General features: G+C 72.7%; 16 protein-coding genes. 5 read left to right on the top strand and 11 right to left on the bottom strand.

Features of this window, described 5'->3' with window-relative positions:
- Positions 1 to 9: 9 nt before the first annotated feature.
- Both ACZ61C_RS01405 and ACZ61C_RS01400 read right to left on the bottom strand, forming a co-directional pair.
- A complete protein-coding gene (locus ACZ61C_RS01405; protein ID WP_465301595.1) occupies positions 10 to 360 on the bottom strand; it encodes a YciI family protein in 351 nt (116 codons plus the stop codon).
- On the bottom strand, positions 360 to 782 hold the full coding sequence (locus ACZ61C_RS01400; RefSeq protein ID WP_465301593.1) for a YciI family protein: 423 nt from the start codon (positions 780 to 782) through the stop codon (positions 360 to 362). The genes ACZ61C_RS01405 and ACZ61C_RS01400 overlap by 1 nt, the downstream gene beginning before the upstream one ends.
- Positions 783 to 922: 140 nt before the next feature.
- Between ACZ61C_RS01400 and ACZ61C_RS01395 the strand changes: the two genes are divergently transcribed.
- Positions 923 to 1,909, top strand: coding sequence for a small ribosomal subunit Rsm22 family protein (locus ACZ61C_RS01395; protein WP_465301592.1), 987 nt, complete (start codon positions 923 to 925; stop codon positions 1,907 to 1,909).
- Positions 1,910 to 2,026: 117 nt separating this feature from the next.
- Here the strand turns inward: ACZ61C_RS01395 and ACZ61C_RS01390 are convergent, their stop codons facing one another.
- The gene (locus ACZ61C_RS01390) at positions 2,027 to 2,863 is read right to left on the bottom strand and encodes a maleylpyruvate isomerase family mycothiol-dependent enzyme (RefSeq protein WP_465301591.1); all 837 of its coding nucleotides are present in this window, start codon (positions 2,861 to 2,863) and stop codon (positions 2,027 to 2,029) included.
- A gap of 66 nt (positions 2,864 to 2,929) precedes the next feature.
- On the opposite strand from ACZ61C_RS01390, the gene ACZ61C_RS01385 reads away from it, so the two are divergent.
- Positions 2,930 to 4,267, top strand: coding sequence for a sensor histidine kinase (locus ACZ61C_RS01385; protein ID WP_465301590.1), 1,338 nt, complete (start codon positions 2,930 to 2,932; stop codon positions 4,265 to 4,267).
- Between the two features lie 56 nt (positions 4,268 to 4,323).
- Positions 4,324 to 5,646, top strand: coding sequence for a DUF2079 domain-containing protein (locus tag ACZ61C_RS01380; protein ID WP_465301589.1), 1,323 nt, complete (start codon positions 4,324 to 4,326; stop codon positions 5,644 to 5,646).
- Positions 5,647 to 5,873: 227 nt separating this feature from the next.
- Here the strand turns inward: ACZ61C_RS01380 and ACZ61C_RS01375 are convergent, their stop codons facing one another.
- From ACZ61C_RS01375 to ACZ61C_RS01350, 6 genes are all read right to left on the bottom strand, one after another.
- Positions 5,874 to 6,476 carry a DUF4232 domain-containing protein gene (locus ACZ61C_RS01375; RefSeq protein ID WP_465301587.1) on the bottom strand — a complete coding sequence of 201 codons (603 nt, stop codon included), beginning with the start codon at positions 6,474 to 6,476 and terminating at the stop codon, positions 5,874 to 5,876.
- Between the two features lie 20 nt (positions 6,477 to 6,496).
- Positions 6,497 to 6,985 carry a DUF4232 domain-containing protein gene (locus ACZ61C_RS01370; protein ID WP_465301585.1) on the bottom strand — a complete coding sequence of 163 codons (489 nt, stop codon included), beginning with the start codon at positions 6,983 to 6,985 and terminating at the stop codon, positions 6,497 to 6,499.
- 131 nt (positions 6,986 to 7,116) lie between these two features.
- The gene (locus ACZ61C_RS01365; RefSeq protein WP_465301583.1) at positions 7,117 to 9,666 is read right to left on the bottom strand and encodes a CHAT domain-containing protein; all 2,550 of its coding nucleotides are present in this window, start codon (positions 9,664 to 9,666) and stop codon (positions 7,117 to 7,119) included.
- Between the two features lie 48 nt (positions 9,667 to 9,714).
- A complete protein-coding gene (locus tag ACZ61C_RS01360) occupies positions 9,715 to 10,200 on the bottom strand; it encodes a hypothetical protein (RefSeq protein WP_465301581.1) in 486 nt (161 codons plus the stop codon).
- Positions 10,197 to 10,772 carry an RNA polymerase sigma factor gene (locus ACZ61C_RS01355; RefSeq protein ID WP_465301579.1) on the bottom strand — a complete coding sequence of 192 codons (576 nt, stop codon included), beginning with the start codon at positions 10,770 to 10,772 and terminating at the stop codon, positions 10,197 to 10,199. The genes ACZ61C_RS01360 and ACZ61C_RS01355 overlap by 4 nt, the downstream gene beginning before the upstream one ends.
- Positions 10,769 to 12,400, bottom strand: coding sequence for a S8 family serine peptidase (locus ACZ61C_RS01350; RefSeq protein WP_465301577.1), 1,632 nt, complete (start codon positions 12,398 to 12,400; stop codon positions 10,769 to 10,771). Before ACZ61C_RS01350 ends, ACZ61C_RS01355 begins: the two co-directional genes overlap by 4 nt.
- A 194-nt stretch (positions 12,401 to 12,594) precedes the next feature.
- On the opposite strand from ACZ61C_RS01350, the gene ACZ61C_RS01345 reads away from it, so the two are divergent.
- On the top strand, positions 12,595 to 15,759 hold the full coding sequence (locus tag ACZ61C_RS01345; RefSeq protein WP_465301575.1) for a SpvB/TcaC N-terminal domain-containing protein: 3,165 nt from the start codon (positions 12,595 to 12,597) through the stop codon (positions 15,757 to 15,759).
- On the opposite strand, the gene sigJ is transcribed toward ACZ61C_RS01345, so the two are convergent.
- Positions 15,756 to 16,628, bottom strand: a complete 873-nt coding sequence (sigJ, locus tag ACZ61C_RS01340; protein ID WP_465301574.1) for an RNA polymerase sigma factor SigJ — start codon at positions 16,626 to 16,628, stop codon at positions 15,756 to 15,758. The genes ACZ61C_RS01345 and sigJ overlap by 4 nt on opposite strands.
- 156 nt (positions 16,629 to 16,784) lie before the next feature.
- Between sigJ and ACZ61C_RS01335 the strand changes: the two genes are divergently transcribed.
- The gene (locus ACZ61C_RS01335) at positions 16,785 to 19,598 is read left to right on the top strand and encodes an alpha-L-fucosidase (protein WP_465301572.1); all 2,814 of its coding nucleotides are present in this window, start codon (positions 16,785 to 16,787) and stop codon (positions 19,596 to 19,598) included.
- Here ACZ61C_RS01335 and ACZ61C_RS01330 read toward each other — a convergent pair.
- The gene (locus ACZ61C_RS01330; RefSeq protein WP_465301570.1) at positions 19,587 to 20,225 is read right to left on the bottom strand and encodes a hypothetical protein; all 639 of its coding nucleotides are present in this window, start codon (positions 20,223 to 20,225) and stop codon (positions 19,587 to 19,589) included. The two genes, ACZ61C_RS01335 and ACZ61C_RS01330, sit on opposite strands and share 12 nt — an antisense overlap.
- Positions 20,226 to 20,366: the final 141 nt, after the last annotated feature.

Raw genomic sequence — 20,366 nt, 5'->3', positions numbered from 1 at the left:
TGCAACCCACTACCCGGCGATCGCCCGGATCTCCATCACGCCGCCCTTGGCCTCCGGGTTCGGCGCCTGCTTCATCAGCGCGACGACGTCCTCGAGCGAATCGCCGTTCAGCACCCAGAACCCGGCGACGAGCTCCTTCGACTCCGCGAACGGCCCGTCGATGACCTTCGGCTCGGCGTCCCCTTCGAACACGACGCGCACGCCGTCCGCGCTCGAGGTGAGGCCCTCGACGAGCACGATCCGGCCCTCGTCGAACAGCCGCGCGTTGAACTTCGTCATCTCGGCCAGCTCTTCGGCGGCGGGCTGGAAGCCGAGCGCGTCGGACTCCGGGCTGGCCTTGACCATCACCAGGAAGCGCATCAGGCGTCCCCGGCAGCCTGCGCGCGCAGCCGTCCTTCCAGCTCGGCGACCTCGGGCGTCATGTTCTCGAAGTCGGACGCCTCGGCGACGCGGCGGATCTCGACCTCGCCGTGCTCACCCTCGGGGTTCGGCATCCGCTTGATCCACTCGACGCACTCGTCGCGGTCGCGGCACTGCAGGATCCAGAACCCGCCGACGAGCTCCTTCGACTCGGTGAACGGCCCGTCGACGACCTTGGGCTCTTCCTTGCCGTCGAAGACGACCCGGGCGCCTTCCGCGCTCGGCGCGAGGCCCTCGCCGGCCAGCAGGATGCCGGCCTTGACCATCTCTTCGTTGAACTTCCCCATCTCGGCGAGCAGCTCGGCGCTGGGGGCCTTGCTGTCGGTGTGCTCGTTCGTCTTGACGATCACCATGAAGCGCATCGCGGAGTCCCTTCGTTCGGTCTTGCCCCTGCGTCGAACGGCCGTGCCCCGGATCGACAGCGTCCGCCAAAAAACTTTCGCGCCGGAAAACTAGCAGCTCAGGGTCCGTCCGGGTGGGCAAATCGGACAGAGGAGAATCCATGGCCGTGGCGGTTCTCCCCGACGATCTCTCCTCCGCGCTCGACGACGAGCTGGCCAGGCACCCCGTGCCGAGGCTGACGCAGTCCGTCGACCGGCTCAGCACGCGCTACCGCCAGGGTGACGCGGCGACTTCACCCATCCTCAGCTCCGAAGCCGACGTCGCCGCGTACGCCGGCTACCGGATGCCTGCCACCTACGCGGCCGTACACGCCGTGCTCGCCGAAGCCGCTTCGCGCGCGCCCAGCTTCGAGCCGCGTACGCAGGTCGACGTCGGCGGGGGCACGGGCGCCGCGGTCTGGGCGGCCGCCGCTGTCTGGCCGTCGCTGGCGAAGTGCACGGTGCTCGAGCAGGTCGCCGGCGCGATCGGGCTCGGCAGGCGGCTCGCCGCCGGGGCGTCTCTGCCGGCGGTCCGGAGCGCGGAGTGGCGACGCGGGTTTGTCGACCCGGCGGCGCCCGCGCCGGAGGCCGACCTCGTGACGCTCTCGTACGTCCTCGGCGAGCTGCCGGAGGCGACGCGCGCCGACGTCGTGCGGTGGCTGGCCGCGAAGGCCAGGGCCGTCGCGCTGATCGAGCCGGGCACCCCGGCGGGGTACGAGCGGATCCGCGCCGCGCGGGCGCAGCTGGTCGACGAGGGCCTGCACGTCGTCGCGCCCTGCCCGCACGACGCCGCGTGCCCGATCGTCCCGGGCGAGGACTGGTGCCACTTCGCCGCGCGGCTCCCCCGGTCGGGCCTGCACCGGCGGCTGAAGGCGGGCACGCTGGGGTTCGAGGACGAGAAGTTCGCGTACGTCGTCGCGGCGCGCTTCACGCCGGAGCGCCCGGACGCGCGGATCATCCGGCACCCGAAGAAGCACAAGGGCTGGGTGGCCCTCGACCTGTGCACCCCGGACGGCTTGAAGCCGGGCGTCGCGGTGTCGAAGAAGCAGGGCCCGCGCTACCGAGCCGCCCGCGACGCCGAGTGGGGCGACGGCTGGCCAGCGAACTAGGTGAGATGTTCAGGGACGTTGTCCGGAGTCGAGGTGACCTGACGCCACCCTGACCCACGCACCCGGCTGCGGTGGGGCCACCGGCAGGGCCCGGTCCGACCTCCCCGGGCAGAACAACTAGGGCATCCGCACGGTCCGCAGGAACGCCGGCAGCAGCCACGGCCGCGGCCCGCCGATCCGCACGCCGCCGCCCAACACCGCCCGCACCCGCGAGATCCGGCCGAACATCATCGGCACCAGCACCGCCGGGTCGAACCGCAGCCGGACGTCGGCCGTGCCGTCCGGTTCCTCGAAACGCAGCTCGCCGTGCTGCAGCGCCAGTACTCCCGGGCGGGTGTGCGCTGAGCGGAACTCGACCGCGATGCGGCGGGGTGACGGTGTCGCGTCATCGAGAAGGCGGCCCATCTCGTTGCGCACCATGCCGAACAGGAACAGCTCCAGGAACAACGCCTCGTGCGCCGCGGGGATCGGCCACTGCCGTCCGGCCGCACGTGCGATGTCGAGGCCGTGGATCAGCATCTCGTTGACCAGGTGCGCGAGCACGCCGGCGACCGGCACGCGCGAGCTGCCCAGCCACCACACCGGCTTCTCCGGGTCCAGGTCCGCGCTGACCAGCAGCACTTCGGCGATGTCCGCGCGCAGCCGCTCGGCCAGCCGGACCGGGTCGCGCTCCGGGTAGAGCTCGAGCGCGAGGGCGTTCATGTCCGAGATCGTGTCGACGCTGGCCGCGCCGATCGGGTCCTTCAGGCCCGGCAGCGGGAGCGGGCCGCCGTCGCCGCGGATCATCGCCGTGTACATCAGCGCGATCATCCCCACGTGGGACGCCGTTTCGGCGACCGACCACTCGCCGAGCGAGCGCGCGTGCGCGTCCGGCACGCCGGCCACCAGGTCCGCGAACCGGCCGCCGACCTCCGGCAGCGCGGCGCGCACGGCTTGCCACTTTTCGCCCGTCACACCTTCCGACGGTAAGGGCGTGACGCGCCGGGCGGATCTTCCAAGGTGCGCAGGTATCTTCGCGGCATGGCCCGGTTCCTGCCCCGGTCGACCCGGGTGCGGGTCGCCCTCTTCGCCGCTCTCGCTTCGGCACTCGTGCTCGGCCTGGGTTCCTACTGGTTCGTGAACGCGCTGAGAAGCGGCCTCGAAACGTCCGCGAACCAGCTCGCCAGCGAGAAGGCCCGCGCGATCGGGTCCCTGCTCGACGCCGGGGTCAAACCGGTCGAGGTCGCCCGGCAGCTCGACTACGCCGGGTACTGGATCAGGCGTGACAAGTCGGGCGACACCGGCTGCCCGGACGAGCCGGGGAACACCGGCACGACCGTCGGCCAGGCCCGGGTCTACGGACCGGACTGCGTCCTGGGGTGGCCCTTCGGCGGGGACAACACCGTGGTGTCGCAGACCGGGACCACCGACCAGCAGCACTTCGTCCAGGCGTCGGTGCCGCTCGACCCCATCGGCCTCCAGACCGTCGAAACCGCCCAGCGGATCCTCTGGGGCGGCGTGCCCGCGGCCGCGCTGCTGATCGGCGCGGTCGCCTGGTTCGCCGTCCGGCGGTCGCTGCGGGCGGTGGGCGCGATCCGCGCCGAGGTCGACGGCGTGCGCGCGGGTGACCTCGGCCGGCGCGTCCCGGTGCCGGACTCCGGGGACGAGATCACCCAGCTCGCCGTGACGATGAACGAGATGCTGGCGCGGCTCGACCGGGCCGTGCGGCGGCAGAGCCGGTTCACCGCGGACGCGTCGCACGAGCTGCGGACGCCGCTGGCGTCGATGCGCACGCAGCTGGAGGTGCAGCTCGCCCACCCGGACCGGCTCGACTGGCGCCGCAGCTACCGCAACGCCGTCCTCGACGTCACGCGGATGGAGGCGCTGGCCGGCGACCTGCTGCTGCTCAGCAAGCTCGACACGGACCAGCCGGCCGGCGCCGCGCCGGTCGCGCTGGCGGACCTGGTTTCCGGGCACGTCGCCGAGCGGCTCCCGCGGGACGGCGTCGAAATCACGACGCACATCGAGGCGATGCCGGTGGTGCGCGGCCACGCGGGACGGCTGGAGCGCGTGCTGCGCAACCTCGTCGACAACGCCGAGCGGCACACGAAGAGCCTGGTGACGGTCACGCTCACCGCGTTCGACAGCCAGGCGGTGCTGACGGTCGAGGACGACGGTCCCGGCATTCCCGCCGAAGACCGCGAGCGCGTCTTCGACCGGTTCGTGCGGCTCGACGAAGACCGCGCCCGCGAAGACGACGGCGGCTCCGGGCTGGGCCTCGCGATCGCCGCCGAGATCGCGCGGACGCACGGCGGCACCCTGCGCGTCACCGACAGCACGTCCGGCGCGCGCCTCGAGCTCCGCCTGCCGCTCGCCTGAAGACTTCTTCAGCTTGCTTAAGCTCCGGTTCAGCGTGGCCACCCGAGCATCCGGCCATGCTGATCGACCTCGCGCCGGCTCCGGCGCGCACGCGCGAAAGCCGCGCGGTCCCCTACGTCGTCGCTTCGGTCGCCTTCGCCGGCTACGCGGCTTGGTCGCTGCAGCGGCTGCGGACGTTCGACGCGAGCGGGTTCGACCTGGGGATCTTCGAGCAGGCCGTGCGGTCCTACGCGCATGGGCACTGGCCGGTGTCGGACCTGCTCGGCCCGGGCGCCCCGACGCTCGGTGACCACTTCCACCCGATCCTGGCGCTGCTGGCGCCGTTCTACTTGCTCTGGCCGGGGCCGGGGTGCCTGCTGGTCGCGCAGGCGTTCCTGTTCGCGCTCTCCGCCGTGCCCGTGACGCGCTGCGCGTCGCGGGTGCTGGGCGCGCGCCCGGGTGCGGTGGTGGGCGCGGGGTACGTGCTGTCGTGGGGGCTGCTGTCCGCGGTGAACTTCGACTTCCACGAGGTCTGCTTCGCCGTGCCGATGGTGGCGTTCGCCGCGGAGCACCTGCTGCGCGGACGGTGGCGGCCCGCGGTCTGGTGGGCGCTGCCGCTGGTGCTGGTCAAGGAGGACCTGCCGCTGACGCTCGCCGCGGTCGGCGTGGTGCTGGTGCTGAACAAGCAGCGACGGCTCGGCTGGGCGGTCGTCGTCTTCGGCGTGGCTTCGTCGATCCTGCTGGTGACGGTGGTCCTGCCGGCGTTGAATCCCGCGGGCGCGTACGCGCACAGCGGTGGCTTGAACCCTTTCGGCGGGGCGATCGTCAAGGTCTCGATGCTGCTGGCCTTGGTCGCGCCGACGGCGTTCGCGGCCGTGCGCTCACCGGTGCTCTTTCTGGCGGCGCCGACCCTGCTGTGGCGGCTGGTGTCGGCGAACGACCGCTACTGGGGCATGGGCTACCACTACAGCGCGGTCCTGATGCCGATCGTGTTCCTCGCGGCGGCGGACGGCGTCCGCCGCTTCGACCGGCGGTGGCTCCTGCCGGCGTGCGCGCTGGTCGCGGGGCTGGGCTCGCTGGCGCTGCAGGCGGCGCACCTGACGAGCGGAGTCTGGACGCCGGCGCAGCGGGACGGCGTCAGCGCGGTGCTGTCCCGCATCCCGGACGGCGCGACGGTCCTGGCGTCCAACCGCCTGGCCCCGCGGCTGACGTCCCGCTGCACGGTGCTGTTCTTCGACGGAGTGTCGGCGGAGCGGCCGGAGTGGGTGGTGGTCGCGAAGCCGGAGCAGTCCTGGCCGACCACGCTGGAGACGAAGGCTTTTGCGCTCGGTGAGCTGCGGAGCACCGGCTACGTGAGTGTCGCGGAGACGGACGCTGTGGTGCTGCTCCACCGTGCGTAGAGAAATCGCAGCGGTAACCGGCCAGTCGGGGGGCGTGCCGGCCGGTTACCGCCGCACCGAGAAAGAGGGAGCCCCACGCCCGGAATGACGCGCGGCTCCCCGCTTCACCCGATCGAGTGACCCCAGGCTCGGCGCCCCAAGGTGGCCTTGGTTGCGTTGAACGCACCCAAGGTGGCCTTCGGTGCGTTCAACGCGCCGAAGGCCACCTTGGGGCGCGGGGGCGGGGCTCAGGCCGGGTCGGCCAGGATGCCGTTCACGTACGAGCCCGGGTGGGTGGCCGCGTCCTGACGGAGGACCGGGAGGTCCGCCGGCCAGCTCGCCTCCAGCGGGGTCCGCTGCCCCGGCGGGATCGTCACCAGCTTCTTCGGGGTCCACGTCGGCTCGCCGGCGGCCGGCTTCACGACCGTGATCGTCGCCGACGCCGTTGTCCCCGCCGTGACCTCGTTGTACTTCACGCCGTTGTCGACGCGCGGCAGGTGGTACACCGGGCCGAACGTCGCGTCGTCCGGGCCGACCAGGTCGACGCCCGGGACGCCGTACAGGCCGCACGTGTGGTCCGTCGTGTTGCGGTAGGTCAGCGGGACGTCGTACTGGCCCGGCGCATCGTTCTTCTCCGCCGGCTTGCCCAGCAGGACCTCCAGGTCCGCGGTGGTGCAGCGCGGTGTGGCAGTCGAAGCCGACGCGACCCCGCCCCCGGAAGCCCCCTGAGCAGCGGCAGGAGCAGCCGGAGCGGCAGGAGCTGCCGGAGCCGGAGCAGCCGCCGAAGTGCCACAAGCGGCCAACGCGAACGCCCCCGCCGTCGTGCCGATCCCGATCAAGATGCGCTTCATGGTGGTTCCCCTCCCGAAGATCAGTTGCTGACCGGCGTCACCTGGACGGTGGCGCCCTTCACGAGCGCCCCCGCCGGCCACGCGACGCTCACCGGCTGGCCGAACGGCCCGGTCGGCAGGTCGAACGTGACGTAGTCCGCCGCGACCCCCGCCTCGGCCGAGCGCTGCACGATCCGCGACTCCGCCGGGTGGCCGTCACGCAGGTTCACCGGGAGCGCCTGGCTGCCGTCCGCGGTGGTGGTCACCGGGAGCCGCTGCCCGCCGGCGAGGAAGCTCAACGCCGTCGGCGTGCCTTCGAGCTTGCAGTTCGTGGTCGGCGACGTCGCCGTGTAAGTGAGGACGTAGGCCTCGTGCCCGGCGGCGTTCGACGGGTCCGGCGTGACCGACACGTGGACGTCCGAGGCGCCGCACGGGGTGTCGCTCGGCATGGCGTTCGCGGCCCCTCCGGCCAGGAACAGCCCGCCGGCCGCCAGGCCCCCGACGATCAGCGCGGTAGCGGTTCGCTTCATGGTGGTCCTCCCTCGTTCCGTGATCGACTGGACTCACTGGGGAAGATGCCCACGGACCCCTCGGGGATGCGCCGGGATGGGGTCGATCACCCGAAAGCAACCCACCGCCGCGCCGGACGTCAAGACAATTGTCAACTACGGCCGAAGCAGACGAACGGCATCAGCGGTTCCGCCTGCGCCGCGTCGGCCAGCGCCCGTGCCGGCGGAGTGCCCGTCGAGAGCGCCCGGTGGTAGGCCAGCATCACGCCGCCCGCGGTGCGGTCGTCGACCCGCGCCACGCTCGAAACCACCGTGCGGCTCCCGCCGTAGAGCAGCGCCGCGGTGAACCCGAGGACCTCGTCACCCGCGCGGACCACCGTCTGGCCGACGTCGCACGAAGACAGCACCACCTGCTCCGGCGCCGTCGAAAGCTGCTGGACGTCGTAGGCCATCAGCGGCCCGTCGGCCAGGTTGAGCCGTGAGAACAGCACGTTCTCCTGCTCGTGGTGGCCGTGCGCGGCGAAGTGCGCCAGCCGGCAGCCGTCGAACGCCTTGAGCGTCGCCGTGACCGTCGCGTCCGGCCCGGTCAGCACCTCGGCCTCCGGGTACAACGGCTTCAGCAGCGCGATCTCCGCTTCCGCGTGGGTCAGGTCGGAGCCCGCGACCAGCAGCGGCGCCCCGGCGGCCTGGCGCGGACGGCGGCCCGCGTCGAGCCAGGCCGACGACGACGGCGTGACCGTCACCGGGCGGCCGTGCAACGTCGGCAGCAGCCCCCACGGGATCGCCGAAAGCGCGCCGGTCGGCACCACGACGACGTCGAGGTCGCCGAGCCGGGACGCCAGGGGCGCCAGCAGGATCGAGTCCAGCGCGGTGACCTGGGTGCGCACCGAGCGGCGGATGACCCGGTCCAGCTGCGGCGGGAGCTGCCGCCCGCACGACGCGTCGAGGTCGCTGTGCAGCCGCGCGACCGGCTCCACGACGGCTGACGCCGGGCCGAGCTCGATCAGCGCGACCCGGTGGTCGGCGATCACCTGCGCGCACAGCGCGCCGTGGTCGGCGAGGAAGCACACCATCGCGCTGCCGGTGGCCGCGAGCTCGTCACCGATCTCGCCGAGCTTGGCCTCCGGGTGGTCGACTTCGGCGCCTTCGGCCTGCCAGCCCTTGGCGCGGATCTCGCGTTCCAGCGCGGCGCAGCGCTTCACGGCCTGGCTGTCCGGCTTCCCGGACAGCTCGCCCGCGCGGATCTGCATCGACAGGAACCGCAGCTCGGCGACGGCGTCGACGGTCTGCGGGTGCGCGGGCGGGCGCACCGGCCGGAACCGGAACGCCTGCGCGCGCGAGCGGTCGAGCCAGCGGAACACCACGCCGGGCGAGCGCTGGGCGAGCGCCGCGGCCAGTCCGGCGTCCGCGAGCTCCTTGCCCAGCGACGTCGTCCCGGTCTGCAGGTCGACACTGCCGAACCGGCTGCGGTGCCGTTGCAGCTGGGTCAGCCCGGCCCGCGCGTTCGCGAACGTGACGCGCCGGTTGCCGCCGGCCGCGCCGAGCTCGGCCAGGGCCAGCCGCCGGAAGAGGCGGTTCTCCAGCGGCGCGGTCCGCCGGTCGCGCGGGGCGATCGCGGCGCGGGCGCCGTCGAGGTCACCCCGGGCGATCCGGGCCCGGGCCGCCAGCAGCGCGGCGATCTCGGCGTCGTTGCGCAGGCCCAGCCCGGTCAGCCGGTCCGCCAGCGCCGTCGCCTCCGCGACGACGCGCGCGACCCGGCGGCTGGTCGCGAAGTCCGCGCGCAGCACGGTCAGCTGCGCGACGGCGGCCCAGGTTTCGTTGCCCCGGCGGCGAAACCGCCGCTCGGCGCGCACGGCCCAGCTGCGCGCGGTGGCCGGGGCGCCGCTCGCCAGCGCGGCCAGCGCGCGGGTCAGCTCGGCCTCGCCGTGCTCCTGGTTCATCCGCAGCCGCGGGAACTGCTCGAGCGCCGCGTCCAGCTCGGCGGCGGCCTCGTTCGGCAGCCCGGCGGCGAGCAGCGCGCGGGCCTTGTCGACGGCCAGCACCGGCAGCATCCCGACGCTCTGTTCGGCGTAGAACCCGCTCGCCGCGTCGAAGTCGCGCAGCGCGCCCGGGATGTCGCCGGTCAGCACGCGCGCCTGGCCGCGGCCGTGCGCCGCCTTCGCGAAGATCCTCGCCAGGCCCTCTTCCGACGCCTGCCCGGCGCTGATCTGCTCGCACTGGTCGAGGTCGGCGAGCGCGAGCCGGACGCGTCCGGCGTACTGGTGCAGCATCGCGCGGTTGAGCAGGGTCCGGGCGAGCACGACGAACTCGCCGGCCTGCCGCAGCAGCGGGATCGCCTCGTCGAAGCACGTCAGGGCCTCGTCCATCCGGCCGATCAGGATGAAGACGAGACCCCGTTGCTGGCGCAGGATCCCGCGCCCGGCGTCCGACACGAGGACGTCGGCCTCGTCGAGCAGCGCGAGCCCGCGGGTGCTGTTGCCCAGCGCGGTTTCGACGGCCGCGTACGTGCCGAGCACGCGCGTCGCGAGGTCGGGCCAGGCGGGCCACTCCGGCGGCGGCGCGGTCGCGGGCAGGCCGAGCAGGCGCGCGGCGGAGCGGATCAGCCGGCCGCCGACCACCGGCTGGCCGTTGTTCGTCGCCGCGACCGCACGTCTGTGCAGGTCGCGCACCCGGTCTTCGACGCCCTGCCCAGACGCGACCACGGGCTGCCCTTCCGGCCGGGACCGTCCCCCTCGGCCGAGAAGGGCGGGTCACAACTCGATGGCCGGCGTGCTCACCGTCCTCGACCGCCCGAGCGTCCGGACCAGGACCTGCACCATCCCGTGCGGCACACCGCCGACGGCGAACCGGCCTTCGGCGTCGGAGTCCGTCGTCAGCGGCCCGTTCACGGTGCGGACCTCGATGGGGTGCTCGGCGGGCGGGGTGAGCCAGCCGTCCAGGCGGATCGTACCCCCGGGTTCGGGGCTCACATTCACCATGATGGTCAGGCTTTCGCTGTCAAAAGTGATGAGCCTGCCCTGTTCGGCGGCACTTCTTGCGGCAGTCAGCCCCTCCTGTTCCCGGATCCGCATCACTTCGAGGTCGACGTCCTCCAGCTGGATCGCGAACCGGATCTGCTCCACCAGCGTGTCGGGCATCGGGTCGGCGTCTTCCCACAGTTCGCGCAGCCCGGCCAGCAGCCGGAAGTCGAGCGCGTCCAACGGCTCGTTCGCGCCGGGTGGTTCGACGGTGGTCACAGCCAATCTCCTTCGCCGTTGGCGAGTAGCTGCTCGCGCAGGCGCGCGAGGCAACGTCCCCTGGTCGGGCCGATACTCCCCCTCGGCATTCCCAGCCGGGCGCCCACTTCGGCGTAGTCCGGCCGGTGCACGAACGCCACGATCCGCAGCAGGCTGCGGCAGCGTTCGGGCAGGTTGTCGACCGCGCGCCACAACCGCGCGCGCTGGTCGTCGCGCAGCACCCCCTCCTCGGGTGCCGGTGACGCTTCGGACAGCCGCTCCGGCAGTTCCGGCAGCGGCCGTTCGACCTGGCGTTTTTCCCCAGCCCGCCAGGCTTCCCGTTTGGTCACGGTGATCAGCCAGCCGGTGAGCGCGACCGGCGAGCGGATCTCCGTGAACGCGCCGAGCAGCCGCAGCCACGTCGTCTGCACGACGTCGGCCGCCTGGTCGGCGTCCAGCCCCTGGTCCCGCGCGACCTGCCAGAGCAGCGGCGTGAGCAGGGCGACGAGGTCGTTCAGCGCCGCGCGGTCGCCCTCCCGCGCGGCGTCGAACAGGGCGGCGACGCGCCCGTGGTCGGTCTTGGCCACTTTCACAGCGAACCGAGCGCGGCCCAAGCTCGCTTGACGACGGTGTCGCGGTCGACCGTCGCCAGCTCGGAGCCGAAGGGGACCAGGGCCTTGGCAATTTCGGCGGCGGCGAGCGGCGCGGCGAACGATGTGCCGTCCCAGACCGCGAAGCCGGCGCTGTAGTCGTCCGGGTCGAACGAGTTCCGGCCCTGGTCGGGCACTTCGTGGTCGGCGGCCGCGGTGCCGCGGACGTCGGTCGGGTAGGTGCTGACGACCCCGGCGCCGGTCGCCCAGCAGCGCACCCACGGGCCTTCGTTGGAGAAGAGCGCCTTGCTCGCGGAGACGTCGGGGTTCAGCGCGCCGACGCTGATCACCTGCGGGCCGCAGCCGCTGCCGAGTGGCTGGTCGGCGAAGGCCGCCGGGTAGAAGCGGCGGGTGGTGGCGTCGTTGCCCGCGGCGGCGACCACGAGCACCCCGAGGCCGAGCAGCTCGGCGATGGCCGCGCCGAACTGGCCGGTGTAGGCGATGTCGGCCGCGTTCTCCTCGTAGTAGCCCAGCGACAGCGAAACGATGTCGACCATGTTCTCGGGCCGGTTGTTCGCCTGCGCGTCCCGAACGCGGTCGGCGAGCAGGTGCAGTGCGAGCAGCACGTCGGCTTCGTACGCGACGCCGTCGCTGTGCACGACGCGGATCGCGAGCGTGTCGGCTTCGGGGCAGGCCTGCCGGACGATGCCGGCGATGAACAGGCCGTGCCCGGTGTCGGTGTCGATGTCGCCGATCAGCGGCTGGCCGGTGGTCGGCGCGTCCCAGTAGTCGCTCAGCAGCTGGGTCGGCAGGGTGCTGCCGGAGTCGAGCTCGGCCTGCAGGATCGCCGCCTGGATGTCCGGCGCGACGGTGAGCCCGACGCCGGCGGGCGGCGGGCCGCTGCGGTCGGCGAGCCCGAACCACGGGTGCGGGCCGATGCCGGTGTCCAGCACGGCGACGACCGGCCGCCGGTGCCCGGGCTTCTCGCTGCGGAACGGCGGGTCGGCGGCCAGCGTGACCGGGATCCGGTTGGCGCCGCGGGTGCGCCCGTACGAGCTGCCGGCGCCGAACCCGCTGGTCTCCCAGGGGGTGCCGCCGAGGCCGCTGGTCTCCCACGGCACCCCGCCGAACACCGGCGTGCTGAACAGCAGGTGCTCGACGGAGACCTGGGCGGCGATCTTGGGGTCGAGCTCGGGCTTCTCACCCGAAGCCGCGGACCTCAGCAGCTGCAGCGCCTTCCAGCAGTCGACGACGACCGGGTCGGAGTCCTCGCGGACGTGCAGCAGGGCCCGCACGGGCAGGTCGTCGAGCTGCCGGGCGCGCTCGGTTTTCTTGCCGTCGCCGCGGCCGGCCGGCGCGGCGTAGATACCGATGCGCGCCAGGACGCGGTTGATCGCGGCGAGCGTCTCCTGGTCGCGCACGAACCGGTTCGGCATGAGGAACACGCCCGGCCGGTAGACGGTCGTGCGCGGCACCGGCTGCCCGGCGGCGACCACCGCCGTGGCCGGGTCGAGCACCCGCGCGCCGTGGCGGTCGAGCATCTGCCGGGGCGGGGTCGGCAGCTCGTTGAGCGTGCTCGTTTCCTCCGCCGCAACTTCCGTGGTCTCGTCCCGCACGAACCTGACGACCATCGGGTCCACCCTCCTGCTGCCTCGGCCCTCGCATTGATCACGTGGCACCCGGAAAAGACCGGTGAGCCGCCCCTGGAATACGACATCGAAGTCACGAACGCATAACTAAGACGGCAAACGGGTGAAGACGTATCTGACGTGTCCGCCTCACCCACTTGGCCCTCCGGAAGTCACGCAGCCACCAGGGAGATCACATGGTTCCGCTCGGGTCGGGCGCGCAGGAAGCAGGCCGGCCCGCGCCGGTCCGGGGGCTGGGCGGCGCCTTCACGCCGGAGCCGGCCACCGGCGGTGGTGGGTTCACGGTGCCGCTCGACCTGCCGCCGGGGCCCGGCGGCATCGCGCCGGCGCTCGTGCTGCGGTACGCCACCGGCGCGCCGAACGGGCTCTTCGGCGCCGGCTTCTCGGTGCCGCTGCCGCACGTCCGGCCGCACGACGGCCGCGCGCGGGCCAGTGCCGCGGGCCGGCTGTTCCGCCGGGGTGACGGCTACCTGCTCACCACCCGGTCGGGCGTCCGGCACTTCCTCGCCCCCGAAGCGGGCGGCGGGTCGGCCTGGAACCTCCAGCGGACCGAGGACGCGCTGGGCAACACGGCGGCGTTCACCTGGGCGCACCACAGCGGCCAGGCGTACCTCGCCCGCGTGGCCTACGGACCGTACGAAGTGGACTTCTCCTACGAGCCGCGGCCGGACGTGCTGCGCTGGGGCCGCGGCGGCGCCCTCGTCACCACGGCGTTGCGCTGCGCCCGGATCGACCTGCGGGTGCCGGGGGACGCGCGGCCGCTCGTCAAACGGTGGTCCCTCGGGTACGACACCGACGAGGTGACCGGCGCGTCCATGCTGACGTCCGTGGCGCTGACCGGGTTCGACGCGCGTGGCGCCGAAGCGGCCGCGCCCGTGTTGCGGCTGGCCTACACCCGGGCGGAACCGCAGCCGGCGCGGCGGGTGCAGCTCGCCACGCGGGCCCGGGCCGGGGGCGGCGCCGACCAGGGCGTGCTGCTGCTCGACGCCGAGGAGTCGATGCCGTACGTCTCGCTCGAACCGGGTGACACCCCGCGCGCCGGACGGCTGAGCGGGATCGACAACGGCATCGGGCTGCGCACCGAGATCGAGTACACGACCGTCGAGGCGGTTCCGGTGGTCCGGCGCGTCTCGCTGCTGGAGTCGGCCACCGGCCAGGCCGGCGTGACCGAGTTCGAGTACGACGAAGCCCGCTTCACCCCGGGGTTCACCGGCTTCGGCCGGGTGGTCCAGGACGAGCTCGGGGACGAGCACGTCCCGACACTGCGGACCCTCCGCTGGTTCGGCGCCGACGGCTTCCTGGAGAAGGAGGAGACGTACGGCCTCGACGGCTCGCCGGAGGCGGACCGCCCGTACCGCCGGGTCGAACGCGCACACCGTCCTCAGTGGACTCGAACGGTGACGAAGGAGTTCGAGCGCCGGGAAACGCCGGTCTCGGTCACCACGACCGAGACGGCCCTCGATCCCACCGGGAACCCCGTCCGGGAGGTGGAAACGACCGAGCGCCCCGGCCGTGAGCCGGTGGTGCGGGAGACGCGCACGACGTACACGACCGATCCCGAGCACCGCTTCATCGCACTGCCCGCCCGGGTCCGCGAACTGGACGGCGCCGGGAAAGTCTTGTCCGACAAGCTGTTCCGGTACGACGAACGACCGGACGGCACCGCCGGCACCCGCGGCGTGCTCACCGCACAGGAAGAGCTGGTGCTCACCGACGCGCTTGTCGCCGAGGTCTACGGGCTGGTCCCGCCGGACTTCCGCCACCACGGTTACCACCGTCGTCCCGGTGAGGACGGCTGGTGGGTCACGACGTTCCACGGGCGGTTCGACACCGTCACCGGCCTGCGCACCACGACGACCGGGCCGGACGGGCAGTCCCGCGAGGTGCGGTATTCGGAAGACCGCTGTTTCCCGGAGGTGGTCACGGATTCGCTCGGGAACGTGACGGCCACCCGCTACGACGTCCGCACGGCGCGGGTGTGCGAGGTGACCGACCCGGCGGGCGCGGTGACGACGGTGACCCACGATCCCTTGGGGCGTCCCGAAACCGTCGTGCGGCCGGGCGACTCGGCGGAGCTGCCGACCGTCCGGTACCGCTACGACCTCAGCGGGCCGGTGCGGGTGACGACCGAGCAGCGGGCGGTGTCCGGCGAGGCGGAGGTGCTGGTGACGTCGGAGCTGCGGGACAGCGCGGGACGGCTGCTGCAGCGCCGGCACGCCGAGCTGCTCGGCGACGTCGTCGACGAACACCACGAGTACAACGCGCGCGGGCTGGTGTGCCGGACGAGCCGGGCGTTCCACGACGGCGAGCCGCGGCCGCCCGCGACGGAGTTCCGCCACGACGCGCTCGGGCGCCCGCTCGCGGCTCCAACCGTCCAAGAGGATGGTCCGCACGGCACGCGCGACCTGCTCGGGCGGAAGCTGCGCGGTGCGGACGGGGTGGTGCACATCCGGGACGCGGCCGGGAACGCGGTGGAGTCGCGGTCCACGGGCGGGCGCACGGTGTACCGGGTCCACGACGCGGGCGGCCGGCTGGTGGCGGTGCGGGTCGACGACCCGGGCGGCGCCCCGGTCACGACGTTCACCTACCACGACGGCGCGCTCCCGGTGCCGCTCGGCGCCGGGCCGCACAGCTGCGGGCGGCTGGTGCGGGTCGCCGACGAATCGGGGGTGACGTTGTTCGGGTACGACGCGCTCGGCCACCCCGCCGAGCGGCGCTGGCGGCCCGCGCACGTCGCCGTCGAGTACCGGCTGGACGTCGTGCGCCGGGCCGACGGGAGGCTGTCGGAGGTGGTGTACCCCGACGCCGGCGACGGGCGGCTGACCGTGCGCCACCAGTACGACGAGGTCGGCCGGCTGGTCAGCGTGCCGGGGTTCATCGATTCGGTGCACTACGACCTGCGCGGCCGGCGCACGGCGGTGCACTACGCGAACGGCATCAGCGAGCTGTTCGCGGCGGGCCGGCACGTGGTCGCCGGCCCGGACGGCCTGCTGCACGACATCGCGCCCGGTGTGGCCGAGGTCCCGGAAACGCCGTCGGGCAGCGAAATCCGCGACGCGTTCGGCCGCCTGCGCGGCGTCCACGGCGACGACGGGGTCAACGCGCTGTACGGCTACGACCACACCGGCCGCCGCGTCCGCACGTTGGTCACCAACGGCACGCGCATCCACGAAGTCCTGAGCCCGGACGAGCTCTACGCGATCGAGGACGGCGAGCTGGTGATCACGGTGGCGGGCACGGTCCGCCAGTACGCCGACGGCCGGCGCCGCTACCAGCACTTCGACGACCAGGACCGGGTCGCCCTGGTGACCGACGAGCGCGGCGCGGTCGTGCGGGCCTAGTCGAGCACCGCCAGGTCCAGCCGGCTGAGGCGGTCGGGGTCGGCGAGGATGTCGATCTCCACGATCCGGCCGCCGGCCACCGTGAAGCCCAGCACCGAGAACGGGCGGCCGTCGCGGGTCGCCACGACGCCCGCCGCGCCGTTGACCAGGGCCCGGTGGACGACTCCGCCGCCCGCGCCGAGCCGGGAGAACGTCAGGGCCTGGTTCGCAACCTGTGCCGCGCCGCGGACCTCGACCGAGCCGCCCGTCGCGCCGCGGTCGGCGCGCAGCACGACCTCCGGGTCGAGGACCGTCACCAGCGCGTCGAAGTCACCGCCGCGCGCGGCGGCCAGGAAGGCGTCGACGACTTCGCGTTGGCGTGCGAGGTCGGGGTCCGGCGCGACCGGCGCGCCCTGGACGCGCCGGCGGGCGCGGCTCGCCAACTGGCGGGTCGCGGCTTCGGAGCGGCCGACGATCGGCGCGATCTCTTCGAACGGCATCGCGAACATGTCCCGCAGCACGAACGCCAGCCGCTCGGCCGGGGTCAGCGTCTCCAGCACGACCAGCAGCGCGAGCCCGACCGAGTCCGCGATCAGCGCCTCGTGCTCGGGACCGGCGTCGTCCCGGCTGATGACCGGGTCGGGGACGAACCCGTCCAGCGGCTCCTCGCGCCGCGCCTTGCGCGAGCGCAGCATGTCGAGACAGACGCGGCCGACGACCGTGGTGAGCCAGCCGCCCAGGTTCTCGACGGCGGCGGAGTCGCTCCGGCTCAGCCGCAGCCACGACTCCTGCACGGCGTCCTCGGCCTCGGTCAGCGACCCCAGCATCCGGTAGGCGACGGACCGCAGGTGGTCACGATGGGTCTCGAAGCGGTGCGCCAGGTCGTCCACGGGGTTCCGTCCTTCGTTCGTGTTCGGTCATCACCTTGACGGATCGCTCAACGCGGATGTGACAGATCGGACGACTAGGTACCGATCAGCGGCATTCCCCTTGACGTACGATATATGACCACAGAATCATCGGACCTCTCCGACGAAGGAGTGGCCATGAGAGTCCGAGCCTGTCTCGCCGCGATCATCCTGCTGCTGGCGAGCCTGGTCACCCCCGCCAACGCCGAGCTGTTCAACCCGCGCCAGGACTGGCTGCGGGCTTCGACGGCCGGGCTGTTCCTGCACTGGGGCATGTTCACCGCGCCGCGGCACACCGACTGCGCCGCCTGGGAGCACGACGTCACCGCCGGCGGCTGGACGCCGGGCTACTGGATCGACGAAGCGACGAAGCTCGGCGCGTCCTACGTCGTCCTCACCACCTTCCACAGCCGGCTGGGGTACGCGCGGCCGTGGCCGTCGAAGGTCCCCGGCAGCTGCTCGACGCAGCGCGACTTCCTCGGCGAGCTGATCGCCGCGGGCAAGGCCAAGGGCGTGCGAGTCATGCTGTACATGACCGACGATCCCCAGTGGCACAACGAAACCGGTCACGAGTCGCTCGACTCGGCCGCCTACTCCGCCTACAAAGGACACCCGGTCGACCTGACCACGCGGCCCGGCTTCGGCGAGTTCAGCTACGACCTGTTCGACGAGGTCATGGACCGCTACGCCGACCTCGCCGGGTTCTGGATCGACAACGACAACGAGTACTGGGAGCAGCACGGCCTTTACGAGCACATCCGCGAGAAGCGCCCGTCGTGGTTGCTGAGCAACAACAACGAGGACACGCCGATCATGGACACGGTCAGCAACGAGCAGAAGACCGGCATGACCCCGTCCTACGACTACCCGCAGGCCGTCTACACGCCGATGCCGCGGCTGACCGAAGCCGACTACAAGCTCCCGACCAACGGCGACTGGTGGTACAGCGGCGGCGACCAGGCCGTCGACGTCCGGCTCTCGACCGGCCGGTTCATCACGAACGCGGGCTCGTCGATCAAGTCGCTGATGGCCGAAACCGCCATGCTGAACGGGAAGTTCCCGCCACAGCAGGAGGAGTTCAACACCTTCATGGCGGCCTGGCGGCAGCCGATCGAGAAGTCGCTGCAGGGTACCCAGGGCGGCGGATACATGTACGGCGGCCTGCAGCCCGGCTTCTGGAACGACGGCGCGCACGGCGTGATCACCGTCGGGCCGAACGCGAGAACGCAGTACGTCCACGTCGTCACGCGACCCTCGACCGACCTGGTTCGCCTGCGTGACAACGGGTACCGCGTCACCGGTGTGTCCGACCTGCGCACCGGGAAGCCGATGCGGTTCGCCCAGTCCGGCGGTTATCTGTCCATTCTGGACATCAAGGACTGGGACACCTACGACACGGTGTTCGAAGTGGACACCGCGGGCCGGCAGTACTTCTACGACGAGAACACGATCAAGGCGACCGCCTCGGCGTCGGCGCCCGGGCACCCGGCGGCGAACCTCACCGACGGCAGCTACCTGAACTACTGGGACGCCGGCGGGCAGCAGCCGGTGTCCGTGACGCTGGACCTCGGCCGGAAACGGTCGACAGCCTACCTCGCGGTGCACGAGCGCGAGTCGTCACCGACTGCCGCGCGCGAGTCGTTCGGCCGGGCCGAGGACTCCGCGCGGATCAAGGACTATCGCGTCTACGCCAGCGATGACGGGCGGAACTGGGGCCGGCCGGTGCGCACCGGCGCGCTGCCCAGCAACCGCGGGGTGCAGTTCGTCGACGTCGGCGAGGTGCAGGCGAGGTACCTCAAGCTGAAGGTGCTGAACACGTGGTCGGGCCCGCAGGCCAAGCCCTTCTACCGGCAGCTCGCGATCGACGAGATCGACGTCGCCTACGGCTACCCCGGCCCGGTCGGCACGCTCCCGCTGGAGGCGGAGTCGTGGCAGAACCGCTTCGACGGCTGGGCGTTCCCGGCGTGGTGCGGCGCCTGCTCGGGCGGCGGCCAGGTGACCGGGCTCGACCACGGCTCCGTCACCTTCCGCGACGTCGAGGCCTCGGGTCCGTCGCGGCTGCAGCTCGACACCACCGGTCCGGGCACGCTGAAGGTGAGCGTGAACGGCGCCGCGCCCGTCACGGTCCACGCGCCGGGGGCGATCGCGGCGCCGCTGAAGGCCGGGGCGAACACGATCAAGGTTTCCGGAGACGTCGGTCTCGACCGGATCGCGGTGGCGCCGCTGCCACCCGAGTCGTCCACGCCCCGGACGACGTTGACCGTGCAACCCGCTGGTGTGCAATGGGTTTCGCCGGGTCGGCAGTCGCTGAAGATCACCGCGTCCCTGCGGCTGGACGTCGACGACTCACTGGACCAGGTGAGCCCCGCGCCGGTCGTCCCGGCGGGCTGGACGCTGCAGGGCGCCCCGGTGACCGCGGCCCACGTCGGCCTCGGCCAGGTCCTGAGTGGACAGTGGACGGTGACCGCCCCGGCCGCCCAGGAGGCGAGCATCCCGGTGACGGCGTCGTTCACGACGCTCGGGCGGGCGAAGTCGGTCAGCAAGCCGGTGCAGGTGAAACCGCGGCCGGCGGACCGGGTGTTCATGCGTGAGGCGGAAGACTCGGCGAACGACATCGGCGACGCCGGTGTCACGAGCTGCTCGCCGTGCTCGGGCGGGCAGAAGGTGCGCAACATCGGCGGCAGCGCGGGCGCGGCGGTGACGTTCCCGGACGTCACGGTCGGCGCGGCGGGGACGTACTCGCTCTACCTCGACTTCACCGTCAACGGCGACCGGTCGTACTTCGTGTCGGTGAACGGCGGCGCGCCGGTGGAGGTGAAGGTCAGCGGCGCGGGCAACAGCACGCCGTACACCACTTCGGTCCCGGTGACGCTGCAGGCGGGCGCCAACTCGATCCGGATCGGCAACGACCGCGCCGGCGCTCCGGACCTGGACCGGATTTCACTGGGTTAGCTCGCGCAGCACCCGGGCCGGGTCGATGTCGACCGCGAGCCGCGTGCCCGGGTGCTCACTCGGATCGCTCGGTTCGCTCCAGGCGACGGAGACCCACAGCTCGGCGTAGTCACCGCGTTCGACGGCGGGCAGCTGCCAGGTGAGCGTCGTCCCGCTCCGCTCGACGGCGCCGTCTCCGAGCAGCCCGGCCCAGTACGGCGGCACGTGCTGCCCGACTCGGGAGCAGTCGCGAAGCTCGTCCAGATCGGGACCGCCGACGCTCACCACGGCGTCGGCGGTCTCGACTGTGAAGGCGCTTTCACCCTCGTCGGTGTCCCCTGGTTCCCCGGGCAGTTCGGCCTGGACGACGAACTCGCTGAGCGGTTCCCGGGCCAGCACCCGGAAGAAGGTGGTTTCACGGGTGACAGGTGGACAGCCGTCCGGCAGCCGCGGCACGGTAGGCCCGGCCAGCACGTCGAGCCGCACGGACCGGTGCCGCCACCGGAGCAGGCGCCCCGCGGCCCCGAGCTTCTCGGTGAACTCCGGCCGCGCGGGCACGTCCCAGCCGTCGACCCGCACGGCGAACCGCACAGCGCCGGCGGGCGTGACCACGGCGAGCCCCCGCGACCGCCCATCGGTGTCCAGCATGCAGACATCCTTACCCCGCACCGCGACAGGCGAAAATGCCGCACGCGAACGTCACCCGTCCGTGTACCGGACGAGGTGCTGCCGGACCCGCGATGGGTGGGGCGTGGCCGAGGTCGCGCAGGTGCTGACCGAGGCGGGCCG

Source organism: Amycolatopsis sp. NPDC104587 (assembly GCF_055583645.1).
Note: the sequence above shows the minus strand (reverse complement) of the source record. Positions and strands in the feature narration are given on the sequence as shown.

Excerpts from the sequence above, each read along its gene's own strand:
- ACZ61C_RS01400 (WP_465301593.1), bottom strand. The coding sequence starts at position 782 with ATGCGCTTCATGGTGATCGTCAAGACGAACGAGCACACCGACAGCAAG.
- ACZ61C_RS01405 (WP_465301595.1), bottom strand. The coding sequence starts at position 360 with ATGCGCTTCCTGGTGATGGTCAAGGCCAGCCCGGAGTCCGACGCGCTC.
- ACZ61C_RS01335 (WP_465301572.1), top strand. The coding sequence starts at position 16,785 with ATGAGAGTCCGAGCCTGTCTCGCCGCGATCATCCTGCTGCTGGCGAGC.
- ACZ61C_RS01375 (WP_465301587.1), bottom strand. The coding sequence starts at position 6,476 with ATGAAGCGCATCTTGATCGGGATCGGCACGACGGCGGGGGCGTTCGCG.
- ACZ61C_RS01380 (WP_465301589.1), top strand. The coding sequence starts at position 4,324 with ATGCTGATCGACCTCGCGCCGGCTCCGGCGCGCACGCGCGAAAGCCGC.
- ACZ61C_RS01385 (WP_465301590.1), top strand. The coding sequence starts at position 2,930 with ATGGCCCGGTTCCTGCCCCGGTCGACCCGGGTGCGGGTCGCCCTCTTC.
- ACZ61C_RS01330 (WP_465301570.1), bottom strand. The coding sequence starts at position 20,225 with ATGCTGGACACCGATGGGCGGTCGCGGGGGCTCGCCGTGGTCACGCCC.
- ACZ61C_RS01370 (WP_465301585.1), bottom strand. The coding sequence starts at position 6,985 with ATGAAGCGAACCGCTACCGCGCTGATCGTCGGGGGCCTGGCGGCCGGC.
- ACZ61C_RS01395 (WP_465301592.1), top strand. The coding sequence starts at position 923 with ATGGCCGTGGCGGTTCTCCCCGACGATCTCTCCTCCGCGCTCGACGAC.
- ACZ61C_RS01345 (WP_465301575.1), top strand. The coding sequence starts at position 12,595 with ATGGTTCCGCTCGGGTCGGGCGCGCAGGAAGCAGGCCGGCCCGCGCCG.
- ACZ61C_RS01350 (WP_465301577.1), bottom strand. The coding sequence starts at position 12,400 with ATGGTCGTCAGGTTCGTGCGGGACGAGACCACGGAAGTTGCGGCGGAG.